Origin of the sequence: Xenorhabdus siamensis (genome assembly GCF_037996745.1) — a bacterium.
In the GTDB taxonomy this organism is placed as follows: domain Bacteria; phylum Pseudomonadota; class Gammaproteobacteria; order Enterobacterales; family Enterobacteriaceae; genus Xenorhabdus; species Xenorhabdus indica.
The window spans coordinates 323425-343966 of record NZ_JBBMXE010000005.1; the positions used below are offsets into that span (position 1 = coordinate 323425).

General features: G+C 46.2%; 15 protein-coding genes, 1 tRNA gene and 1 pseudogene. 11 read left to right on the forward strand and 6 right to left on the reverse strand.

Annotation, left to right across the window (positions count from 1 at the left end; translation table 11 throughout):
• Positions 1–3: 3 nt before the first annotated feature.
• Positions 4–597, reverse strand: a complete 594-nt coding sequence (locus AAC852_RS05380; RefSeq protein WP_340620129.1) for a DNA-3-methyladenine glycosylase I — start codon at positions 595–597, stop codon at positions 4–6.
• A gap of 194 nt (positions 598–791) precedes the next feature.
• On the opposite strand from AAC852_RS05380, the gene glyQ reads away from it, so the two are divergent.
• The 10 genes from glyQ (at position 792) to AAC852_RS05430 (ending at position 13085) form a co-directional block, all read left to right on the forward strand.
• Positions 792–1700 (forward strand): glycine--tRNA ligase subunit alpha, encoded by a 909-nt coding sequence (glyQ, locus tag AAC852_RS05385; protein ID WP_340620130.1) that lies wholly within the window; start codon positions 792–794, stop codon positions 1698–1700.
• Between the two features lie 9 nt (positions 1701–1709).
• Entirely contained in the window at positions 1710–3779 is a 2070-nt protein-coding gene (gene glyS, locus AAC852_RS05390; RefSeq protein WP_340620131.1) for a glycine--tRNA ligase subunit beta, read from the forward strand.
• Between the two features lie 205 nt (positions 3780–3984).
• Positions 3985–4061: transfer RNA gene (locus tag AAC852_RS05395), tRNA-Pro, on the forward strand.
• Positions 4062–4729: 668 nt separating this feature from the next.
• Positions 4730–6340 carry a dipeptide ABC transporter periplasmic-binding protein DppA gene (gene dppA / locus AAC852_RS05400; RefSeq protein ID WP_340620132.1) on the forward strand — a complete coding sequence of 537 codons (1611 nt, stop codon included), beginning with the start codon at positions 4730–4732 and terminating at the stop codon, positions 6338–6340.
• Between the two features lie 159 nt (positions 6341–6499).
• Complete coding sequence (gene dppB, locus AAC852_RS05405) at positions 6500–7519, forward strand: dipeptide ABC transporter permease DppB (protein ID WP_340620133.1); 1020 nt, start codon at positions 6500–6502, stop codon at positions 7517–7519.
• A gap of 10 nt (positions 7520–7529) precedes the next feature.
• Positions 7530–8450, forward strand: coding sequence for a dipeptide ABC transporter permease DppC (dppC, locus tag AAC852_RS05410; protein WP_340620134.1), 921 nt, complete (start codon positions 7530–7532; stop codon positions 8448–8450).
• Between the two features lie 9 nt (positions 8451–8459).
• A complete protein-coding gene (dppD, locus tag AAC852_RS05415) occupies positions 8460–9440 on the forward strand; it encodes a dipeptide ABC transporter ATP-binding protein (RefSeq protein ID WP_340620135.1) in 981 nt (326 codons plus the stop codon).
• On the forward strand, positions 9437–10468 hold the full coding sequence (gene dppF / locus AAC852_RS05420) for a dipeptide ABC transporter ATP-binding subunit DppF (RefSeq protein WP_340620136.1): 1032 nt from the start codon (positions 9437–9439) through the stop codon (positions 10466–10468). The genes dppD and dppF overlap by 4 nt, the downstream gene beginning before the upstream one ends.
• Before the next feature lie 337 nt (positions 10469–10805).
• Complete coding sequence (locus AAC852_RS05425) at positions 10806–11513, forward strand: HAMP domain-containing protein (protein ID WP_340620137.1); 708 nt, start codon at positions 10806–10808, stop codon at positions 11511–11513.
• A 102-nt stretch (positions 11514–11615) separates the two neighbouring features.
• Positions 11616–13085 (forward strand): insulinase family protein, encoded by a 1470-nt coding sequence (locus AAC852_RS05430; RefSeq protein ID WP_340620138.1) that lies wholly within the window; start codon positions 11616–11618, stop codon positions 13083–13085.
• 128 nt (positions 13086–13213) lie between these two features.
• Here AAC852_RS05430 and AAC852_RS05435 read toward each other — a convergent pair whose 3' ends face one another.
• Positions 13214–13354: a hypothetical protein gene (locus AAC852_RS05435; RefSeq protein ID WP_340620139.1), complete on the reverse strand. Its 141-nt coding sequence runs from the start codon at positions 13352–13354 to the stop codon at positions 13214–13216.
• Positions 13355–13469: 115 nt separating this feature from the next.
• Between AAC852_RS05435 and AAC852_RS05440 the strand changes: the two are divergent.
• Positions 13470–13724: pseudogene (locus tag AAC852_RS05440) on the forward strand (SymE family type I addiction module toxin); the annotation flags it as partial.
• 72 nt (positions 13725–13796) lie between these two features.
• Here the strand turns inward: AAC852_RS05440 and AAC852_RS05445 are convergent.
• The 4 genes from AAC852_RS05445 to yhjD form a co-directional block, all read right to left on the reverse strand.
• A complete protein-coding gene (locus AAC852_RS05445; protein WP_340620140.1) occupies positions 13797–14177 on the reverse strand; it encodes a hypothetical protein in 381 nt (126 codons plus the stop codon).
• Positions 14137–18861 carry an EndoU domain-containing protein gene (locus AAC852_RS05450; RefSeq protein WP_340620141.1) on the reverse strand — a complete coding sequence of 1575 codons (4725 nt, stop codon included), beginning with the start codon at positions 18859–18861 and terminating at the stop codon, positions 14137–14139. The genes AAC852_RS05445 and AAC852_RS05450 overlap by 41 nt, the downstream gene beginning before the upstream one ends.
• Positions 18862–19225: 364 nt before the next feature.
• The gene (locus AAC852_RS05455; protein WP_086954680.1) at positions 19226–19432 is read right to left on the reverse strand and encodes a 2-hydroxymuconate tautomerase family protein; all 207 of its coding nucleotides are present in this window, start codon (positions 19430–19432) and stop codon (positions 19226–19228) included.
• A gap of 56 nt (positions 19433–19488) precedes the next feature.
• The gene (gene yhjD, locus AAC852_RS05460) at positions 19489–20460 is read right to left on the reverse strand and encodes an inner membrane protein YhjD (protein WP_340620142.1); all 972 of its coding nucleotides are present in this window, start codon (positions 20458–20460) and stop codon (positions 19489–19491) included.
• Positions 20461–20542 lie beyond the last annotated feature (82 nt).

Here is a 20542-nt window from a genome sequence, read left to right on the forward strand (position 1 = left end):
TTTTTATGCACTGATTTCAGTTTTTCGGTTTTCGATTTTTCGGCATAGACAGTTTGCGATGTGATCATCGACTAAACCCGCAGCCTGCATAAAGGCATAACAGGTAGTACTGCCGATAAATTTAAATCCGCGTTTTTTCAGTGCCCTTGAGAGTGCATCAGAATGGTCGGTTTTGACAGGTACTTCTGCCCGTGTTTTCCAGTGGTTAATTTGCGGATCGTTATCAACAAATTGCCAGATAAACTCACAGAAATCTTCTTCCTGTTCAGCCATTTTTAGGTAAGCACGAGCATTATGAATAATGGCATTGATTTTAGCGCGGTTGCGGACAATAGCAGGATCTTGCATCAGTTTCTCGACATCATCTTCATCCATTTCGGCAATTTTGACAGGATCGAATTGATGAAAACATTTTCGATAACCCTCCCGTTTTTTCAGAATGGTGAGCCACGATAAACCAGCTTGTTGTCCTTCAAGGCAAATCAATTCGAAAAGCTGTAGGCTGTCTTTTAGCGGTTTACCCCATTCATTGTCATGATAGGCCAGATAATCAGGATCAGATGTAACCCAACCACAGCGAGTTATTTCCTTATTCATGAATTGCACGTCTCCGCAGATAATGGTGAATAATTACGCTGATTTTAGCTGTATAAATATACAAATAAAGTGGCAAGGGTAAGATTTTTTTATACTGTGACAAAATTGGGCGTGATCAATGCTGTATATCTTAAAGTCAGAAGGTATACTGAACGCTTTCGTTTAAATTCATATGTATCGCGTGCGAATTCAACATGCAAAAGTTTGATACCAAAACCTTTCAGGGGATCATCCTGACATTACAGGATTACTGGGCGCGTCAAGGCTGTACCATTGTCCAACCATTGGATATGGAAGTCGGCGCAGGAACTTCTCACCCTATGACCTGCTTGCGTGCTTTGGGGCCGGAGCCTATTGCCGCAGCTTATGTGCAACCATCCCGTCGTCCAACTGATGGACGTTATGGCGAAAACCCAAACCGGCTCCAGCACTACTATCAGTTCCAGGTTATCATCAAGCCATCTCCAGATAACATTCAGGAGCTTTACCTGAGCTCCCTGAAAGAGTTGGGGCTTGATCCTACTGTTCATGATATTCGCTTTGTTGAAGATAATTGGGAAAACCCGACATTAGGTGCTTGGGGACTGGGTTGGGAAGTTTGGCTGAACGGCATGGAAGTGACTCAGTTCACTTACTTTCAACAGGTCGGTGGTCTTGAATGTAAACCAGTCACTGGCGAGATTACTTATGGTTTAGAACGTCTGGCAATGTATATTCAGGGCGTAGACAGTGTGTACGATCTGGTGTGGAGTGATGGTCCGTTGGGTAAAACCACGTATGGCGACATTTACCACCAGAACGAGGTTGAGCAGTCTACTTATAACTTTGAACACGCTGATGTCGATTTCCTATTTACTTGCTTTGAGCAATACGAAAAAGAAGCACAGGCATTATTGGCGTTGGAAACTCCACTGCCACTTCCTGCTTATGAGCGTATTCTAAAAGCGGGTCACACCTTCAACTTGCTGGATGCCCGTAAAGCGATTTCTGTGACTGAGCGTCAGCGTTATATTCTGCGCATCCGTACCCTGACCAAAGCAGTTGCTGAAGCTTATTATGCCTCCCGTGAGGCGCTTGGCTTCCCTATGTGTAACAGAAAATAAGAGGCCATCATGACTCAACAGACTTTCCTTGTGGAAATCGGCACCGAAGAGCTGCCACCAAAGGCACTGCGTTCATTGGCTGAATCCTTTGCGGCCAATTTTGAAGTAGAACTGCAAAACGCCAATCTGGGTCATGGTGAAGTTAGCTGGTTTGTTACTCCTCGTCGTCTGGCGTTGAAAGTGGCAAATCTGGCGGCGGCACAGGCTGATCGTGAAATAGAAAAACGTGGCCCTGCTATTGCTCAGGCGTTTGATACGGAAGGAAAACCAACCAAAGCAGCGGAAGGTTGGGCACGCGGTTGCGGTATTACCGTTGATCAGGCTGAGCGTATGGTAACCGATAAAGGTGAATGGTTACTTTATCGTGCTCAGGTTAAAGGCCATGAAGCGAAAGAATTGCTGGCGGATATGGTAAGCAGTGCGTTGAGCAAATTACCGATCCCTAAATTAATGCGCTGGGGTAATAAAGAAACCCAATTTGTCCGTCCAGTACATACCATCACTATGCTTCTGGGTAGTGAAGTGATTGAAGGCGAAATTCTGGGTATCAAATCTGATCGTATTATCCGTGGTCACCGTTTTATGGGAGAGGCGGAGTTTACCATTGATAACGCAGAGCAGTATCCGGCAATATTGCAGGAGTGGGGTCGGGTCATTGCGGATTATGAAGCGCGTAAGGCTCTGATCAAGCGTGATGCAGAGCAAGCAGCGACACAGCTTGGTGGTGTGGCAGATTTGACTGACAGTTTACTGGAAGAAGTTACTTCATTAGTAGAATGGCCTGTTGTTCTGACAGCAAAATTCGAAGAAAAATTTCTTGAAGTACCTGCCGAAGCGCTGGTTTATACCATGAAAGGTGACCAGAAATATTTTCCGGTTTACGATAAATCCGGCAAATTGATGGCGAACTTTATTTTTGTTACCAATATTGAATCTTCTGATCCTCAGCAGATCATCGCAGGCAACGAAAAAGTAGTGCGTCCACGTCTGGCAGATGCTGAATTCTTCTTCAATACTGACCGTAAGCAGCGTCTGGAAGATAACCTGCCACGACTGGAGACCGTTTTGTTCCAGAAACAACTGGGGACACTGCGCGATAAAACAGACCGTATTCAGGCTCTGGCTGGCTGGATTGCTGAAAAGATCGGGGCAGATGTTACTCATGCGACCCGCGCAGGTTTACTGTCCAAATGTGACTTAATGACCAACATGGTTTTTGAGTTCACCGATACGCAGGGTGTGATGGGAATGCACTATGCTCGTCATGATGGAGAAGCAGAAGATGTGGCACTGGCACTGAATGAACAGTATCAGCCGCGTTTTTCTGGCGATGATCTGCCATCTACCGGAGTTTCCTGTGCCATAGCGATTGCCGATAAGATGGATACGCTGGCAGGGATTTTCGGCATCGGTCAACATCCTAAAGGGGATAAAGATCCGTTTGCACTGCGTCGTGCCGCGCTGGGTGTGCTGCGTATTATTGTTGAGAAAAAATTGCCTCTCGACCTCCAGACTTTGTCTGAGGAAGCTGTGCGTCTGTATGGTGACAAACTGACCAATGAAAACGTTGTAGATGATGTGGTTGAGTTTATGCTCGGTCGTTTCCGCACCTGGTATCAGGAACAGGGCTATAGCGTTGATACCATTCAGGCCGTACTGGCACGTCGCCCGACTCAACCGGCAGACTTTGATGCCCGTGTGAAAGCGGTAACGCATTTTCGTACATTAGATGAAGCAGTTTCTCTGGCGGCAGCGAATAAGCGTGTTTCCAACATTCTGGCAAAATCAGAAGAGAAGCTGAATGACACTGTGCAGGCTTCAGTATTGAAAGCAGCGGAAGAGATCCAACTGGCGACTCACCTTGTTGTATTGAAAGAGAAGCTGGCACCTCTGTTTGCAGAAGGCAACTATCAGGATGCGCTGGTTGAACTGGCTTCTCTGCGTGAAGCTGTGGATGCATTCTTCGACAATGTAATGGTAATGGCTGAAGATCTGCAAGTAAGGGTAAATCGTCTGACGCTATTGAGTGAACTACGCGAGTTGTTCCTGCGGGTAGCGGATATTTCACTACTTCAGTAATTATTGATAAGTTTTATTGAGTTAGTGTAAGTTACCTTTAAAGCTAGTTACCTTTAAGACAGAGCCTCGCGGATCATCGCGGGGCTTTTTGTTGTCTGAAGTTATTACAATGTGTAAACTCTGGACGGAATATCATCAAATAACCACTTATCTTTAAAAAGATATTGACGATCCGTGATGCTGGCAGTAAGATGCGCTTCGTTTTCGGCGAGTAGCGCAGCTTGGTAGCGCAACTGGTTTGGGACCAGTGGGTCGGAGGTTCGAATCCTCTCTCGCCGACCAGCATTCTGAAACCCCGCTTTTTGAGCGGGGTTTTTTCATATGTGACAAATGAAAAATAAACCGCACTCTTACTCTTAAACAGGCTTAAATGTGTTTTGCCTCGCGCACATTTGCTTGAATAGTTATGCCTTTTCGCCTTTATCTAGTCAAATTAGCTAAGGATGAATTACGCTCAATTTGAGCAAAATTGCACCATTAGGTTCCATCATTTTCATAAATAGAATTTTCATATTAAATTGCTAATTTAATTGATGATGTTATTAATTTCATTTGAATTGAATAAATTTAAAACATTTATTTTTCTTGATTCGATTCGGCACCTTGTTCCACGTCATCCTTCTTATCATCTTTTCTGTTCATTATTTAAGTATCCGGTCACAAATTTAAAATTATAATTTATAGAGATTAATTATTTTAATAAGTGATATTTACAGTTTTTTTATCTATATTTGTGCCTGATGTCATATTTTTTAACCATAATTGTTAACGTTTTTTTTCTTTTATGTTTTTCTGGTGTTTCACGAGCCATGGTGATTATATTGACGTCAGGAATAACAATTGATTAATTGATAAGCGACAAAAATAACACAAGCCGGGGCAGTGATATTCAGGCAGGAAACTCTGGACTTGGCTAAGGCACAATAAACATCACAAACGGAGTTTAAGTAATGATTATCTCCAAAAAGAAAAAGCCCGGTTTATTGAAATTGGGTATTGGTCTTGTTTCATTGGCTGTAGCAGCCAGTGTGCAGGCAAAAACACTGGTTTATTGCTCTGAAGGTTCACCTGAAGGCTTTAACCCGCAGTTATTCACTTCTGGTACAACTTTTGATGCAACTGCCAGACAAATTTATAATCGTCTGGTGGACTTCAAATCAGGTACAACAGAGATTATTCCAAGTTTGTCTGAACGGTGGGAAATCAGTGACGATGGCAAAACCTACACATTCTATTTGCGCAAGGGCGTAAAATGGCAGAGCAGTAAAAATTTCAAATCCACACGTGATTTCAACGCCGATGACGTTATCTTTACCTTTATGCGCCAAAAGGATAAAAATCACCCGTACCATAAAGTATCCGGTGGCAGCTATGAATACTTTATCGGCATGGATATGGGGAATATCATCAGCAAAATAGAGAAAGTGGATGACTATACTGTCCGCTTTGTGCTGTCCCGTCCTGAAGCGCCTTTTCTGGCTAATATAGCTATGGATTTTGCCTCAATTCTCTCCAAAGAATATGCTGATGCCATGATGAAGGCTGGTACGCCGGAAAAAGTGGATCTGAATCCGGTGGGTACAGGGCCGTTCCAGTTAGTGCAATACCAGAAAGACTCCCGCATTCTCTATAAAGCGTTCAAAGATTATTGGCAAGGGCCGGCGAAAATTGATCGGCTGGTCTTCTCCATTACCCCTGATGCTTCTGTACGTTATGCAAAATTGCAGAAAAATGAATGTCAGGTCATGCCATACCCGAACCCGGCTGATATTGCGAGTATGAAGCAGAATAAGGATATTATACTGAAAGAACAGGCAGGGCTGAATGTGGGTTATCTCTCTTATAACGTCTCCAAGAAGCCAATGGACAACCTCAAAGTTCGTCAAGCGTTGACGATGGCGGTGAACAAAGATGCCATCATCGCGGCTGTGTATCAAGGCGCCGGTCAGAAAGCGAAAAACCTGATCCCTCCTACAATGTGGGGCTATAACGATGACATCAAAGATTACTCCTATGATCCGGTGAAGGCTAAAGAACTGCTGAAAGAAGCGGGCTTCCCGAATGGTTTTGAAACTGATCTTTGGGCAATGCCGGTACAGCGTCCTTATAACCCGAATGCCCGCCGTATGGCGGAAATGATTCAGGCTGACTGGGCGAAAATTGGTGTAAAAGCCAAGATTGTCAGTTATGAATGGGGCGAATACCTGAAACGAGCCAAAGATGGCGAACCTCAAAACGTCATGATGGGATGGACGGGGGATAACGGTGATCCTGATAACTTCTTTGGAACTCTGTTTAGTTGCGCAGCCAAAGAACGAGGTTCCAATTATTCAAAATGGTGCGACCAACAGTTTGAGGACATTATTCAGCCAGCACGTACAACGGCTGATATTGTCAAACGCACAGAGCTTTATAAGCAGGCTCAGGTAGTAATGCATGAGCAAGTCCCTGCATTGATTATTGCCCACTCTACGGTTTACGAACCTATTCGTAAAGAAGTGAAGGGTTATGAGGTCGATCCACTCGGCAGGCACCTCTTTTACAATGTAGATCTCGAATAATCCTGTTCTTGATTTGTTTTGATTGAAATTTGTTGTGATTGACCATCCCCCCGAATATTTCCGGGGGGATGGTTACGTTTCTCTGGTGGGCAAGCAGGTCTGTGTATGACACAAACAGCCTGAGAGCTGTAACTGATAACTAAAAAGAGAATTCAGGATATGCTGCAATTTATCCTCCGGCGTCTGGGGCTGGTGATCCCGACGTTTATTGGTATTACCCTGCTGACTTTCGCCTTTGTGCATATGATCCCCGGTGATCCGGTACTGATTATGGCGGGAGAAAGAGGTGTCTCTGCCGAGCGCCATGCTGAACTGATGGCAGCAATGGGGTTAGATAAACCTCTTTGGGAGCAATATCTTCATTATGTCAATGGCATACTGCATGGTGATTTAGGCATCTCCCTGAAAAGCCGTATTCCGGTGTGGGATGAATTTGTTCCCCGATTTAAAGCAACATTGGAATTAGGCATCTGTGCCATGTTATTTGCCATCTCTGTCGGTATTCCTGTTGGCGTGCTGGCAGCGATCAAGCGTGGTTCTGTCTTTGATCATACCGCTGTAGGCCTGTCACTGACGGGTTATTCAATGCCGATTTTCTGGTGGGGCATTATGCTCATCATGCTGGTTTCCGTTCACTGGAACCTGACCCCGGTTTCCGGCCGAATAAGCGACAGTGTATTTCTTGATGATAGCTATCCCCTGACCGGCTTTATGCTGATTGATACCCTGATTTGGGGGGAAGATGGTGACTTCATTGATGCTGTGATGCACATGATCCTGCCTGCTGTTGTATTGGGTACGATCCCATTAGCCGTGATTGTACGTATGACTCGTTCTTCCATGCTGGAAATATTGGGTGAAGACTATATCCGTACTGCACGGGCAAAAGGCCTGAGTCGTATGCGTGTCATTATTGTCCATGCATTGCGTAATGCGTTGCTGCCTGTGGTCACCGTGATTGGCCTGCAAGTGGGTATTATGTTGGCGGGCGCTATTCTGACTGAAACCATTTTTTCATGGCCGGGATTAGGGCGTTGGTTGATCGACGCTCTCCAGCGCCGTGATTATCCAGTGGTGCAAGGTGGCGTATTGCTGGTGGCGACAATGATCATTCTGGTCAATTTTGTGGTCGATCTGCTGTATGGCATTGTCAATCCACGTATTCGGCACAAGAGATAAGGAGCGCATGATGACTCAACTAACAGAGCCACAAGCAACTGAGCAAATAACATCATCAAGTGCACCGAAACTGATGACGCCGATGCAGGAGTTCTGGCATTACTTTAAACGTAACAAAGGTGCCGTCATTGGCCTTGTCTATATTGTTTTGATGCTGTTGATCGCGTTGTTCGCGGGGGTATTGGCACCACATGGCCCGGCAGAACAGTTCCGTGATTCCCTGTTGAGTCCGCCGGTATGGCAAGAAGGGGGAAGCTGGCAATTTATTCTCGGTACTGACGATGTTGGGCGCGATATCCTTTCTCGTTTGATGTACGGAGCACGCCTTTCCTTACTGGTTGGTTGTTTGGTTGTTGTAATGTCGCTGGTGATGGGAATTATTCTGGGATTGCTGTCGGGCTATTTTGGTGGAATTGTTGATACTGCCATTATGCGAATAGTCGATATCATGCTGGCCTTGCCAAGCTTGTTATTAGCGTTGGTACTGGTGGCTATCTTCGGCCCATCTATTGTCAATGCGTCACTGGCGCTGACATTTGTTGCACTGCCACATTATATTCGACTGACAAGGGCAGCAGTATTAGTTGAAGTGAATCGTGACTATGTGACCGCTTCTCAGGTTGCTGGTGCGGGGGCGATGCGTCAGATGTTCATCAATATCTTGCCAAACTGCCTTGCTCCCCTGATTGTGCAGGCCTCATTAGGGTTCTCGAATGCGATTCTAGACATGGCTGCCCTCGGTTTTCTGGGAATGGGGGCACAGCCACCAACACCAGAGTGGGGAACTATGTTGTCAGATGTCTTGCAGTTTGCTCAGAGTGCGTGGTGGGTCGTGACTTTCCCTGGGTTGGCTATCCTTTTGACAGTACTGGCATTTAACCTGATGGGGGATGGGTTGCGTGACGCGCTCGATCCTAAGCTCAAGCAGTAGGGGTATGAAATGGCATTGTTAAATATAGACCAATTATCGGTGCACTTCGGTGATGAAGATACACCATTCCGCGCCGTTGACCGTATCAGCTACAGCGTTGAGCAGGGACAGGTTGTCGGTATTGTTGGAGAGTCTGGTTCGGGCAAATCTGTCAGCTCACTGGCGATTATGGGGTTGATAGATTATCCGGGTAAAGTCATAGCAGAGAAGCTGGAGTTTGATGGCTGTGATCTGACAAAAATTTCCGAAAAAGAGCGCCGCCAACTGGTTGGTGCAGAAATTTCGATGATTTTTCAAGATCCAATGACCAGCCTTAACCCTTGTTACACTGTGGGATATCAGATCATGGAAGCGTTGAAAGTCCATCAGGGAGGAAACCGGAAAACCCGTTATCAACGAGCAATTGATCTGCTGACTCAGGTAGGAATTCCTGATCCAGCTTCTCGTTTAGAGGTTTATCCGCATCAATTATCAGGTGGAATGAGCCAGCGTGTCATGATCGCGATGGCAATTGCTTGTCGTCCGAAGCTGCTGATTGCCGATGAACCGACAACGGCATTGGATGTGACTATTCAGGCACAAATCGTCGAGTTGTTACTGGAGTTACAGCAGCAGGAAAACATGGCACTGGTCTTGATCACCCATGATTTGGCTCTGGTTGCAGAAGCTGCTCAGCATATTATTGTGATGTATGCAGGGCAGGTAGTGGAAATTGGTAAGTCGAATGAAATATTCAGAGCACCACGTCATCCTTATACACAGGCATTGTTACGGGCATTGCCGGAATTTGCGGTAGATAAATCCCGTCTGGCTTCGTTGCCGGGTGTTGTTCCGGGTAAATATGACCGTCCGACAGGATGTCTGCTCAATCCTCGCTGTCCTTATGTCAATGAGCATTGCTGCCAAGTGGAGCCAGAATTGAAAGTTGTTGGAGAACGTCAGGTTAAATGTCATATGCCACTGGATGATGAGGGGAGGTCGACAGTATGAATGCTCAAGAAGTAGTTATTCAACAACAAAACGGGCAGGAAAAAGACACAGTTCCTTTGCTGAAAGCCACTGAACTAAAAAAATATTATCCGGTTAAAACAGGCATATTTTCACCGGAGAGGATAGTAAAGGCACTGGATGGTGTCTCATTTGAACTGGAGAAAGGTAAGACACTGGCAGTTGTCGGAGAATCAGGTTGCGGGAAATCCACCTTGGGGCGCTTGCTGACCATGATAGAAAAGCCAACAGAAGGCGAACTTTATTATTTGGGGCAAGACCTACTATTACCAGATAAAGAAGCAGAAAAACTCCGGCGCCAGAAAATCCAGATTGTATTTCAAAATCCTTATGCATCCTTGAATCCGCGTAAAAAGGTGGGTCAGATTTTGGAAGAGCCTTTGCTTATCAATACATCACTGGCACCGGATGAGCGCAAGGAAAAAGTTCTGGAAATGATGGAAAAGGTGGGATTAAAGCCTGAACATTACCAGCGTTATCCTCACATGTTTTCTGGCGGCCAGCGTCAGCGCATTGCGATTGCTCGTGGGTTGATGTTAAATCCTGACGTGGTGATTGCGGATGAGCCAGTTTCTGCTCTGGACGTTTCCGTGCGGGCGCAGGTTTTGAACCTGATGATGGATTTGCAGCAGGAATTGGGGCTGTCATATGTATTTATTTCCCATGACCTCTCAGTGGTTGAACATATTGCTGATGAAGTCATGGTTATGTATTTGGGGCGTTGTGTTGAAAAAGGTGCGAAGGAAACGATTTTCAATAACCCACGTCATCCTTATACGCAGGCATTGTTGTCTGCAACGCCGCGGTTGAATCCGGTACTGCGGCGTGAACGTATCAAACTGACAGGGGAATTGCCAAGCCCGATGAATCCACCTCCGGGGTGTGCTTTTGCAGCCCGTTGTCGTCATGCATTTGGCCCATGCACTCAATTCCATCCTAAACTAAAGCAATATGGCGAGCGACTTGTTGCCTGTTTTGCTGTTGAGCAAAATGCAAATCCACCCGCATAATTGTGTCAGATCGTAGTATAACGTTATTTGATTCATATCGAATGGTCTTCAAGTGACTGTACAACATTAAATGAGCCACTCCCCGGAAGCTGAAGGTTATAGGATAAAGATTACAGTCATAAAACCTATGTGACCGGGGGGAATGAATGAATACAGTTAATAAAGCAGTAACTTGAAGATGAAAGGGATGAACATCACAAAAAGCAAATACTATATTGCAGTCATTTATCTCACTTGCATTTATCAAAACAAGACGATAGCAAGAAAAATCAAGTATACTCAGTCGCATTATTAAGGTGTGGTAGCCAGTCTTTGGTCAAGTATTGGTTTGGATAAAATGAAATTGCGAGTCAAACGTTCGTTAACCATTAAACAAATGGCGGCAGTGACAGGAGTCACTTTGGTCACGCTTGCTATTTTCATTACTATCCAATTATCGCATTTGTTGCAACAACGAAAAGATGATTATATTAATCAGCTCAATAATGTAGCAGCTCAGATCCAGGCTCCTTTGACAGATGCTTTGCTGAGCTCTGATCTCAATAAAGCGAAAACGCTACTGATTGGGTTAAAAACGTCGGGCATCTTAGGGCGAGCTGAACTGATATCGCAGAATAATTCCCAGATTATGAGTTTGGACTTCGCGACTCATCGGCCTATACCTGAACTGGCAAAGCGGGTTTTTGGTATTCCGGTTGAGTTAAATATTCCTTTACATGTTTATGGTATTTCATCAAAAGACATAGCGTCGCAGGGGCATCTTATCTTGCAGGTTGATTCCAACCGTGTGTACCGATTTGCTTTGAATACACTGGCATTAATGTTAACCACTTATTTATTGCTTGCACTTATTCTTACCGTGTCGATAAGTTGGTGTGTAAATCGTATCGTCATACATCCGTTGCGTGACATCGCACGAGATTTGAATGAGGAGCATCCTCCTGTCCCTATGCCTTGTCCCAAAAATCACCAAGATGATGAATTGGGGTTGTTGGTGAAAGGTTATAATCGTCAAGTTAATAAGCAAAAACCTCCATCAAAATGAAACCTTATCAGGTGAATAAGGGTCTAATTTTCGGTGATAATATCCAGAAGCCTTTTATTGGTTCAAACAAGGATAAAACTAAATAGGTAGGGGTAAGTAAGAATGCAAGGCAAGAAAATCGGATATCTTATTGGTGGCACCATTCTGGCTACGACTTACTTTGCTCAGGCGGAAACCTTACAGCCTGATCCAGCCTGGCAACAAGGCAAACTGGAAAATGGGTTCAGTTGGCAAATTCTGCAAACTCCGCAACGTCCCAACGACAAAATACAGTTGCGTTTAATGGTGAAAACGGGCTCTCTGGCAGAGAAAAATCATCAGCAGGGTTACACCTACCTCATTCCCAAGATCGTCTTATCCTCCAGTAAAGATTTATCTTCGCAAAAATTAGAAAATCTGTGGTACAACGCAGTTGATAGCAAAAACCCCCTTCCCCCCGCCATAGTTTCATATGATTTCACCCTCTATAGCCTGAGCTTACCCAATAACCGCCCTGAATTATTACAGGATGCACTGATCTGGTTATCCGATATTGCGGGAGGTGCAGTATTTACGTCACAGACTTTGGCTCAGGCTATGAAAACGTCTGAACATCTGGTATCGACTTTGCCAGCAGATGTCCAGGATCCGGTATGGCGTATGCGCCTGCAAGGTTCGACTCTGCTTGGTCATGATCCCGGAGTGCATGTATCAACATCTGTAGATGTGAAAAAAGTCGAAGAGTTCTATCGGCAGTGGTATACGCCGGATGCAATGACATTATATGTTGCCGGCAACGTTGATAGTCGGGTATTGCCAGAACGGCTCAATCAGGTATTTTCATCATTAGAAGGCAAACGTCAGACACCTGTTGTTGTTCCCATACTGTTGCCAGTAAAAGCAGAAGTATTGGGAGTGAAAAGTGATAAAGCTAAACAAGATCGGCTTTCTTTAGTTTGGAACCTAAACTGGCAACCGATTAATAACTCTCAGGCATTGCTTCAGCATTGGTCCAACGAACTTGCTCGTGAAGCTTTTTACCGCTACTTACAATTGTGGCTGAAGGAAAAGCAAAATGACGCAAAATTAGATCTGGATTGTCGGGTCGTTTACCAGCGGGCGAATTGCTATCTGAATCTGGACACTTCATCGGATAAATTGACGGAATCCACACTTTATCTGGCCTCTGCACTGGCGTCATTACGTGAAAACGGATTGCCACAAGAACAATTCGATGAATTGTATAATCAGAAACGTCTTCAGCTTCAGCACCTCTTTGCAGCGTATGCGCGTACAGACACGGATATATTGATTAACCAGCGTCTGCTTTCCCAACAAAATAATGTGATAGATATTGCCCCTGAGCAATATCGCAGATTGCGGCAGATGTTTTTGTCTTCCCTTACGCCACAGGTTTTGAACAACCAACTGAAAGAGATGTTATCTCAGGAAACCGCATTTATTCTGGTGCAACCTAAAGGTGAGGCGGCTGTTGATGTGAATCAGCTCAGGAACAGTTTTAATCAGATTATGAGACCAGGACCGCTGCCGGAAGAGCCGAAGACTGAGGTGTTTGAGGTCAAAAAAAACTGAAGGTGAGTCATTTCAACTAACCGTATAGCCTATAATATATAGGGTGAATATTAACTAAAAGGGCGGTTAAATTTAAAACTGCCCTTGTCAATATGAATGCGTAGGGTAAGATTATGCCGCTCTCTGCGTTAGGTAAAAATTTTTCCCACCAAATGTTTTTCTGTTCGGTTTATCGGGCGTAACTTCCCCCAGTTATCGGTGTCGTTGCCTTTGCCTAATACACGCCCCGTGCCTCTCACACTGAAACCATTCATCTTAATATCAATCACTTTTTCTTTATGCCGGGCTTATAACCATTATAACGATAGTTAATTTGGAAAGTTTTCTGGCAGTCCTTGCAATAATAACGAGGTAAATAAGGCTGCCAAAACGGAACGTTATTACACCGTGGGATACGTGCCGCAAAATGACAAGGCCAATGCCCTGCCTGCGATACACCTGAAAGGGCAGTGGCTTAAGCAGGCCGGGTTTGAGATTGGCGGCACACTGACCGTTAAGATTATGGACGGTTGTTTAGTGCTTATTCCTGACAGCAACGAGACTTACAGCCTCAAACAGCAATACCAGCGCCAGCGAGAGCAAATCAGTGAAATTAAGCTGAGAATGCAGGAACTGCTTGGCGACTATAACAGCAACTAAGGGCTGGGAATGAGCGGCTCTTAAAAAGAACAAAGCCGGAAGATCACGGGGATCTTTCCGGCTGTTTGAGGCTTATTCTCTACTCAAAAGTAATTCTTTCCACTTTTCAAGATAACCTTTGAATTCTTCGATAGTAGCTATCTTTAGGCTTTCTTCGGTGTATTCATTAAAGATCTCAACCCCATCCGGTTTAATAGTGACAGTATGAGCATTGCCAGTGCCTTCCCATAGGGGGGATTTGCCATTGCTAACAGAATCACATAATGAAATTAATTCATCTGTATAAGCGACATCCGCCTGCACATCACCTATTAAAAAATCAGCCAATACATGACGCTTATAATCAATTTCTACTGTAGGATATCCGTCTTCTGCGATTAAAAATTTCATTTCATTTTTTCCATCTATTTTTTTAATACAATGGGTAAGCTGTATTGATCTTTCCTGAAGCATCAAGCCACCCTTCTATTTTCACTCCGCTTGGAGATACACCAGTCCATTTTCCACTTGGATCAACTGCACCATTTTGGAAAGCACCTTTAATTTCTGCTGTGACTTGTTGAGGACTCCAAGATTTAGGATAAAACGTCGATTTGGCTATCTTAGGCTGCCACTCATTTGTTTTGGCGTTAAATATTTCAACTCTGCCACGGTAAACACCTTGAGCATTTGGAGGGTTTGTAATTTCAACGATCCGTGCTTTTCCGTGATGAAGACCTTCATAATGAAAACCAACAGCTTTACCTTTTCTATTGATCTCGCCGTGGAAAACATGTTCGTCATTTATCGGAGGAACAGGTTTTTTGGAAGACTGCTTAAGCAGCTTATCGCAATCATCACCGGCTAATCCTAGAGGATCTACCCACTTCGATGGATTATGCACGTAAGAGTACGGATTCACCCCGCCCAGCAGCCCGATGGGGTCTGGCGATATGTACTGTGCGGTTTCAGGTAAGTAATACCGATAGCGATTGTAGTAAAGCCCGCTTTCGTCGTCCTCAACTTGCCCTAAGAATCGGAAATTGCAGTTAACATGATAATCGGCATGGCCGGAGCTAACCACCTGAAAACTATCTGCCTGCCCCCATGTTTTTAGCCGCTGTGCCCAGACCAGTACGCCTTGTTCGTCTAGCATCTCGCGCGGCGTTCCCTGATGGTCACTCACCACATAGTGCAGCTTGCCTCGCTCAAAACGGGCTGACGGTGTGAGTGCGCCCGGTTCGTAGAGCCAGCGGATGCGTCTTTCTGCTACCGGCGTGCCATCGGCATAAATGGGCACTTCCTCAATAAGCTGGTCACCGCTCCACAGGTAGGCCTGCCCCATGATCGCATCCGGGCGTGGCTCGATATCCGGCTTACCAGCCAGCCACAATTTTAAATTTGTGGCAGCCAATTTTCCATCGTGAATTTTCAGTTTTTGGAGTCGCCTACCAAAAGGATCGTATTTATACTGCCAGCGCGAGCCGTCTGGGGTTTCGCAGTGGGTAAGCTGGTTTTGCGTATCCCAGCGATAGCGCCAGATTTGCGGCCGGAAGCCATCACGGTGTTCAGTTTTTTCGACCAAACGACCATTATCATCATAGCGATAACGGCTATCCCCTCGCTGCACGACGCGTCCGGCTTTCTGGCGTTGATTGATTTGTGCTACCGCTCCCCGTGCATCGGTGGGTAGATGTTGACTCAGATTGCCGTTGGCATCATAGCTGAATTGCTCTTCATGCGGACGCGCACCCTCGTACAGGGTATGGAGTATTTGGTCGTTAGTATTGTAACGATAACGGGTTTGCCCCCAGCGGCTGTCATCGATGACCCGGACATTGTGGGCGCGGTCGTATTGCCAGCTCCGGTTGACAGCGGTGGCCTGGGGTGGGAAGTGCGGATCGTTTTGCGCCAGCGTTTCCCGGAAAAATTGGGTAGCCTGACCCGCCGACTGATGTGCCAGCAGGCCAGTTGCGGTGTAGCGACTGGCAAGGATAAACCCGTTGGCACTTTCGCGCACCGTTTCCCGCCCCAGTGCATCATGCTGGAATGTCAGTGGCGCATGCTGGTTAAGCTGAAAGTGATTCAGACTCCCCGACAGGTTATAACCGAAGTGCAGGGTATTGCCGTCCACACTTTCGCTGACAGGACGTCCCGTCAGATTATCCCATTCGCGCGTGATTTCCCACCCATTGATACGCTCACAGGTCGGCAGGCCAGTGGTCTCGTCATATTCGTATTCCACCACGGCATCGGCATTGGTGGCTTTCACTAGTTGATGCCGTTTGTTGTACTCGTAAGTGGTAATATCCTTAAGCACCAGCTGGTTTTCTTCCGGTTGCCAGCTTTCCTGTTTGACCAGTAAACCAGCCGCGGAGTAATGCCAGCGAAGCTGCTGACCGTCGGGATATTGCGTCAGTGTGCGGCGTCCCAGTTTATCGTACTGATATTCAAGAGTACGCCCGGTAAAATCAGTTTCCCGGATAATCTGCCCCGCGGCATCCCGCTCATAACGGTAGGTTTCGCCGGTGGAGGCGGTCACTGAGTTCAACCGGGTCAGCCGGTCATAGCCAAAGTGTAATACCGTGCCATCGGGTCGGGTAACCTGAGTCAGCAGGTCAAACGCGCCGTAAGTATAGCGGGTGGTACGGCCTTCGCCGTCAGTCACGGCCACTACTCGCCGTTCACTGTCATAGGCCAGTTGTTGCGTGGTGCCATCCGGCAGTTCGACTTCCGTCAGGCTACCGTTGAGACTGGCATGGTCGTCGCTGTAACGGTAGTGAGTTTGTTGTTTGAGAGCATCGGTGAATTGGCGCAGGCGGCCCAGTTCATCCAGTTGCAGGCCGGTGGTCTGACCGTCTGGGGTCATCACGGCAGCCAGCCGCTGTTGTTCGTCATAGGCATAGTGCCACTGACGCCCATCCGGTAGCAGGCGCTGACGCAATTCACCGTGCGTGCCGTATTGGTATTCTTCTTTGTGCCCCAATGGATTAGTCAGCGCTGTCAGGTTGCCTTGCTCGTCATAGTGAAATTGCCAACATTCGCCTGTCGGCAGGACACTTTCTATAAGCTGCCCGTTTTCGTCATAACCGTAAGCAAAAGTTTCACCCGTCGGAAGCTTCATTTCTGTCAGCGCACCATCAGGGTTGTAATCGAATGTGGTGATAGCGCCTGATGGATCCGCTTCCCAGACGATTTGACTGTAGCGCCATTGGCGGCGTGTGACGCGCCCCAGCGGATCAACTTCACGGATCACCAGCCCGTTGTTATCGTAATGATATTGGGTTTCACCGCCTTCAGCATCAATATAAGTCGTGATACGGGATTGATCATCATATTGGAAACGATCGCACCAGTAGCCACTGGTGGTGGCCGTTGTGAGAACTCGCCCACGATCATCATAGGTAAGCGTGACATCTGTCTGATCGGTATCGTGCCAGCGGATCATCCTTCCTTGAGCATCATATTCATGCCACAAGTGGTTATGCTGGAAAGCCTCACATTCATGCAGGTAGTTCTGTGGGTCGTAATGGCAAGTGACCAGCCGTTGTTGCTTTTGCTGTTCGAGATAATCCACTGTCTGGAGCTGCTGCCCCTGATAACCTAAGATCAACCGGAAACCATCGGTGCGCGTGACTTCAATCAGTTGCGAGTGTTTATCGTAGATAAATCGAATAGCATTCTGTCGGCGATCGGTGATCGCGGACAGTTTACGAATAGACCCGGCAGTGTGATTAAAATGATAAGTGAGCTGGGACTGGCGATCGGTCAGTTGCAATTCACCATTCAATTCACCGGTCAGCAGGTAATGAGGAATATGCTGGTTACGGGCGAGCACCATGTTATCCGGTGTGCTGAAATCATAGATGACCCCGTCTGCATCGGTGAAATTGATTTTACCGTCAGTCAGTGCCAGCTGACGCGACCAGTCATCCGCCCATTTGGGACCAAACAGACCGTTTAATTTTGCGGTGGAGCGATAGGTACGGGTCAGGGTTATCGGCAATAATCCGGGGATAGCAATGACCGGCCAGACTTGGAGAAAGTCGCCAGTCGCCATATCGACAGGTTCACCGTTGACGCTACAAGTGCCATTGCAGCTACCATCTTTATCGGTGGATTTGTTGTCAACAGGGTCTTTTTCGGTGTTTTTGGGTTTGGCCGGCGCGGGGGTGGCGGTTTCTGGCGACTGGCCTTTGATTTTAGCCCCCGCTGCTTCGGCGGCCCTGGCTTCTTCAGCGAGTACTTTGCTTTCGGTTTTAGCGGCGGTTTTTGCCGCTCCTTTTGCAGCCCCCTTGATTAATCCGCCAAACCCTGTAGCAAAAGAAAAACCAGTAAAAATTAAATCGCCGCCTTTTTCAGCATCGCTTTTAATTTCCATCTTAATCGCATCAGCATTGACCATATCAATGGCCTTTTGCTGCAATTCAGACACACCGACAGGAGAGCCCCCCATATATTCCCAGGCTTTTTCGGCAGCAACGGCCGGTGCCGTTGTCATGATTACGGCTCCCTTGCCAAGCAATTCCCCCATTTCAGGAACGGTATTCCAGAGTGCTTTTCCTGCCCCGATAGCCGCTTCGCCCGGACTGTCCCAGGCGGCTTGCAGATGGTGTTTACTCTCATCCACCCATTTGTTGAAGTCATCGGCGGTTTCCTGAAACCAGTCAACGGTTTTATCCCACAGCCCTTTTTCCGCCGGGGCCTCTGGCTTAACGGCCGGATTAGCGGCATGCGGAGGAGAGGCGGACTGGGGGGCCTGTCCGACAATGCTACCAATTGTATTCCCTTCTCCGGTCGGGCTATCGTCTCGTGGCTTTTGCGGCAACGCAGCATTGGGTTTGGGATGATCGTCGTCGTCTTTCTCTTTTTCCCATTCTTCCTTTGGAAATTCACCCCTTTTGAATTTTCCAACGGTATCCTGAGCCGTTTTCTTAAAAGCCTGAGCTTCGAAGTCAGCGTCTGCCTGATTATAGTGAACGTCTAATTCCGGGTCGTCGCCGTAATCGCCGTAAAAACGGGTGCTTTGCCGGTATAGTGTCTCTGCATTGCTGAGCGCTTTCTCCGCTTCAGCCTGTGTGCGAATGTTAAATTCTTTGCAATATTCTTCGGCTCTGACATCGTTGCTATCTGATGTGACGAGCATCTTATCTGACATGGTTTCCCTCCTTATGCCCCGTTCATCCAAAATTTATCCCCGTGGCGCAGGTAATCCCGTTCCTGCTGAAAATAAGATTCAAATAAATTCAAATCCACCTCTTATCAAGATTAATTTGGTAATTAATAGAATGATATCTTGTCTGTTTTATTTTCTATCATTCGAAAAAAGGCTATTTGGTAGATTAATATCCATGTTATTTAGCGATAGTATTTTAAATAATTTATTTTGTTTATTTATTATTAATGTTTTTATTATATTCAATAAAAAATAATAACCCTACTGATTAAGGTTTTGTTAATATTAAAAAAACAAAAGGGCGATATATTCGCCCTAATCGTTTATTTCATTTTTTAAATATGTGTTACTTCTTTGCAGCAGCCCGTACTTCCGTCACACTATTGCCACCAATTCCCCAGTTATCCGTTTCCACTTCATCAATAATGACGAATGTTGTTGCCGGATTCTTGCCAAGTACATCCACCAGCAACTGGGTTGCACCTTCAATTAGTTGTTTCTTCTGTTCAGCAGTTGCGCCTTCGCGGGTGATTTTGATGTTTACAAATGGCATGAATAACTCCTTTTTAGGTTTGTTATAAAATGATTCTGATGATGCGTTTTGTTTTGTTACTCTTTTTTCTCTGCTGTGGCGATCCAGGCAGCGCAAAATAGGGTCAGCCGGGCAAAGAAATAGAAAAATGCCATCAGGCCAATTACTGAGCCAAAGGCTGCGCCAGAAGGTGAACTGGCAAGGCGTGGCAGCATCATAGTCATAATCGATTTAATGATCTCAAACCCAATGGCAGCCATTAATGTTCCCTGAAGCAGGGCTTTCCGCTCAGGCCGATGACGAGGTAAGATCCACAGTATCCATAGAAATAACAGATAATTGGCAGAAATGGAAATCGTCATGCCAATGGATGTCCATACGGGGCGCAGCCATTCGATACTTTCTAAGCCAAGAGCATGGACTATGGTTGCCTGAGCAGAGCCAGCGATGGAATTCAGTGAAAGTGTTATCACTAATGCGAATAGCAGGCCAAACAGAGAGAAAACATCCCGGATATATTGAGAGTAGATTTTTTCTTTATCTTCGTGAGTACGTTCCCAGACATCACGGGACTGAGCACGGATCGCTTCCCGCAGGTTGCCGACCCAGTTCACGCCTGAGTAGAGCGCGATCGCCAACCCTGTCAATCCAACGGTTGTCCTCTGCTTTATGGCTGTATCAACACTGTTTTTCAATGTATTTGCCAGAGTTGGGTCGCTGATGCTATTGGCAATCCCGTTGATGAGTTTTGCCAGCAAATCAGGGTTGGAAGCCAGTACAAAGCCTGCGATAGCAAAAGAGAGCATCAGTATTGGGATCAGTGACAGAAAGGAGAAATAGGTAATTGCTGCACCAAACTGACTTCCCATTCGATCATTGAATCGTTGAGCTGCCCGGATCAGATGGGCAATAAGTGGTATATGGCGGATATAGTTGCCAATGCGGATCGTCACCGAAAGCGCTTTTTTGCTGCCATCTAGTCCTTTCTGTAATGGTGTGTTGGTTGTTCCTTTGCTGGAATGTTCCCTTTTTTCAAAATCATTTGGCATTACATCCCCTTGGCTTTGCCTGATATGACTGTACCTGATATGACTGTAATGTAGCCCATTATAGCCGTCCTCTTCCAAGTTG

Bases quoted from the DNA above. Each gene is read 5' to 3' on its own strand.
- glyS (WP_340620131.1), top strand. From the start codon at position 1,710: ATGACTCAACAGACTTTCCTTGTGGAAATCGGCACCGAAGAGCTGCCA.
- AAC852_RS05380 (WP_340620129.1), bottom strand. From the start codon at position 597: ATGAATAAGGAAATAACTCGCTGTGGTTGGGTTACATCTGATCCTGAT.
- dppF (WP_340620136.1), top strand. From the start codon at position 9,437: ATGAATGCTCAAGAAGTAGTTATTCAACAACAAAACGGGCAGGAAAAA.
- AAC852_RS05450 (WP_340620141.1), bottom strand. From the start codon at position 18,861: ATGTCAGATAAGATGCTCGTCACATCAGATAGCAACGATGTCAGAGCC.
- AAC852_RS05425 (WP_340620137.1), top strand. From the start codon at position 10,806: ATGAAATTGCGAGTCAAACGTTCGTTAACCATTAAACAAATGGCGGCA.
- dppC (WP_340620134.1), top strand. From the start codon at position 7,530: ATGACTCAACTAACAGAGCCACAAGCAACTGAGCAAATAACATCATCA.
- AAC852_RS05430 (WP_340620138.1), top strand. From the start codon at position 11,616: ATGCAAGGCAAGAAAATCGGATATCTTATTGGTGGCACCATTCTGGCT.
- yhjD (WP_340620142.1), bottom strand. From the start codon at position 20,460: ATGCCAAATGATTTTGAAAAAAGGGAACATTCCAGCAAAGGAACAACC.
- AAC852_RS05455 (WP_086954680.1), bottom strand. From the start codon at position 19,432: ATGCCATTTGTAAACATCAAAATCACCCGCGAAGGCGCAACTGCTGAA.
- dppB (WP_340620133.1), top strand. From the start codon at position 6,500: ATGCTGCAATTTATCCTCCGGCGTCTGGGGCTGGTGATCCCGACGTTT.
- glyQ (WP_340620130.1), top strand. From the start codon at position 792: ATGCAAAAGTTTGATACCAAAACCTTTCAGGGGATCATCCTGACATTA.
- dppD (WP_340620135.1), top strand. From the start codon at position 8,460: ATGGCATTGTTAAATATAGACCAATTATCGGTGCACTTCGGTGATGAA.
- AAC852_RS05445 (WP_340620140.1), bottom strand. From the start codon at position 14,177: ATGCTTCAGGAAAGATCAATACAGCTTACCCATTGTATTAAAAAAATA.
- dppA (WP_340620132.1), top strand. From the start codon at position 4,730: ATGATTATCTCCAAAAAGAAAAAGCCCGGTTTATTGAAATTGGGTATT.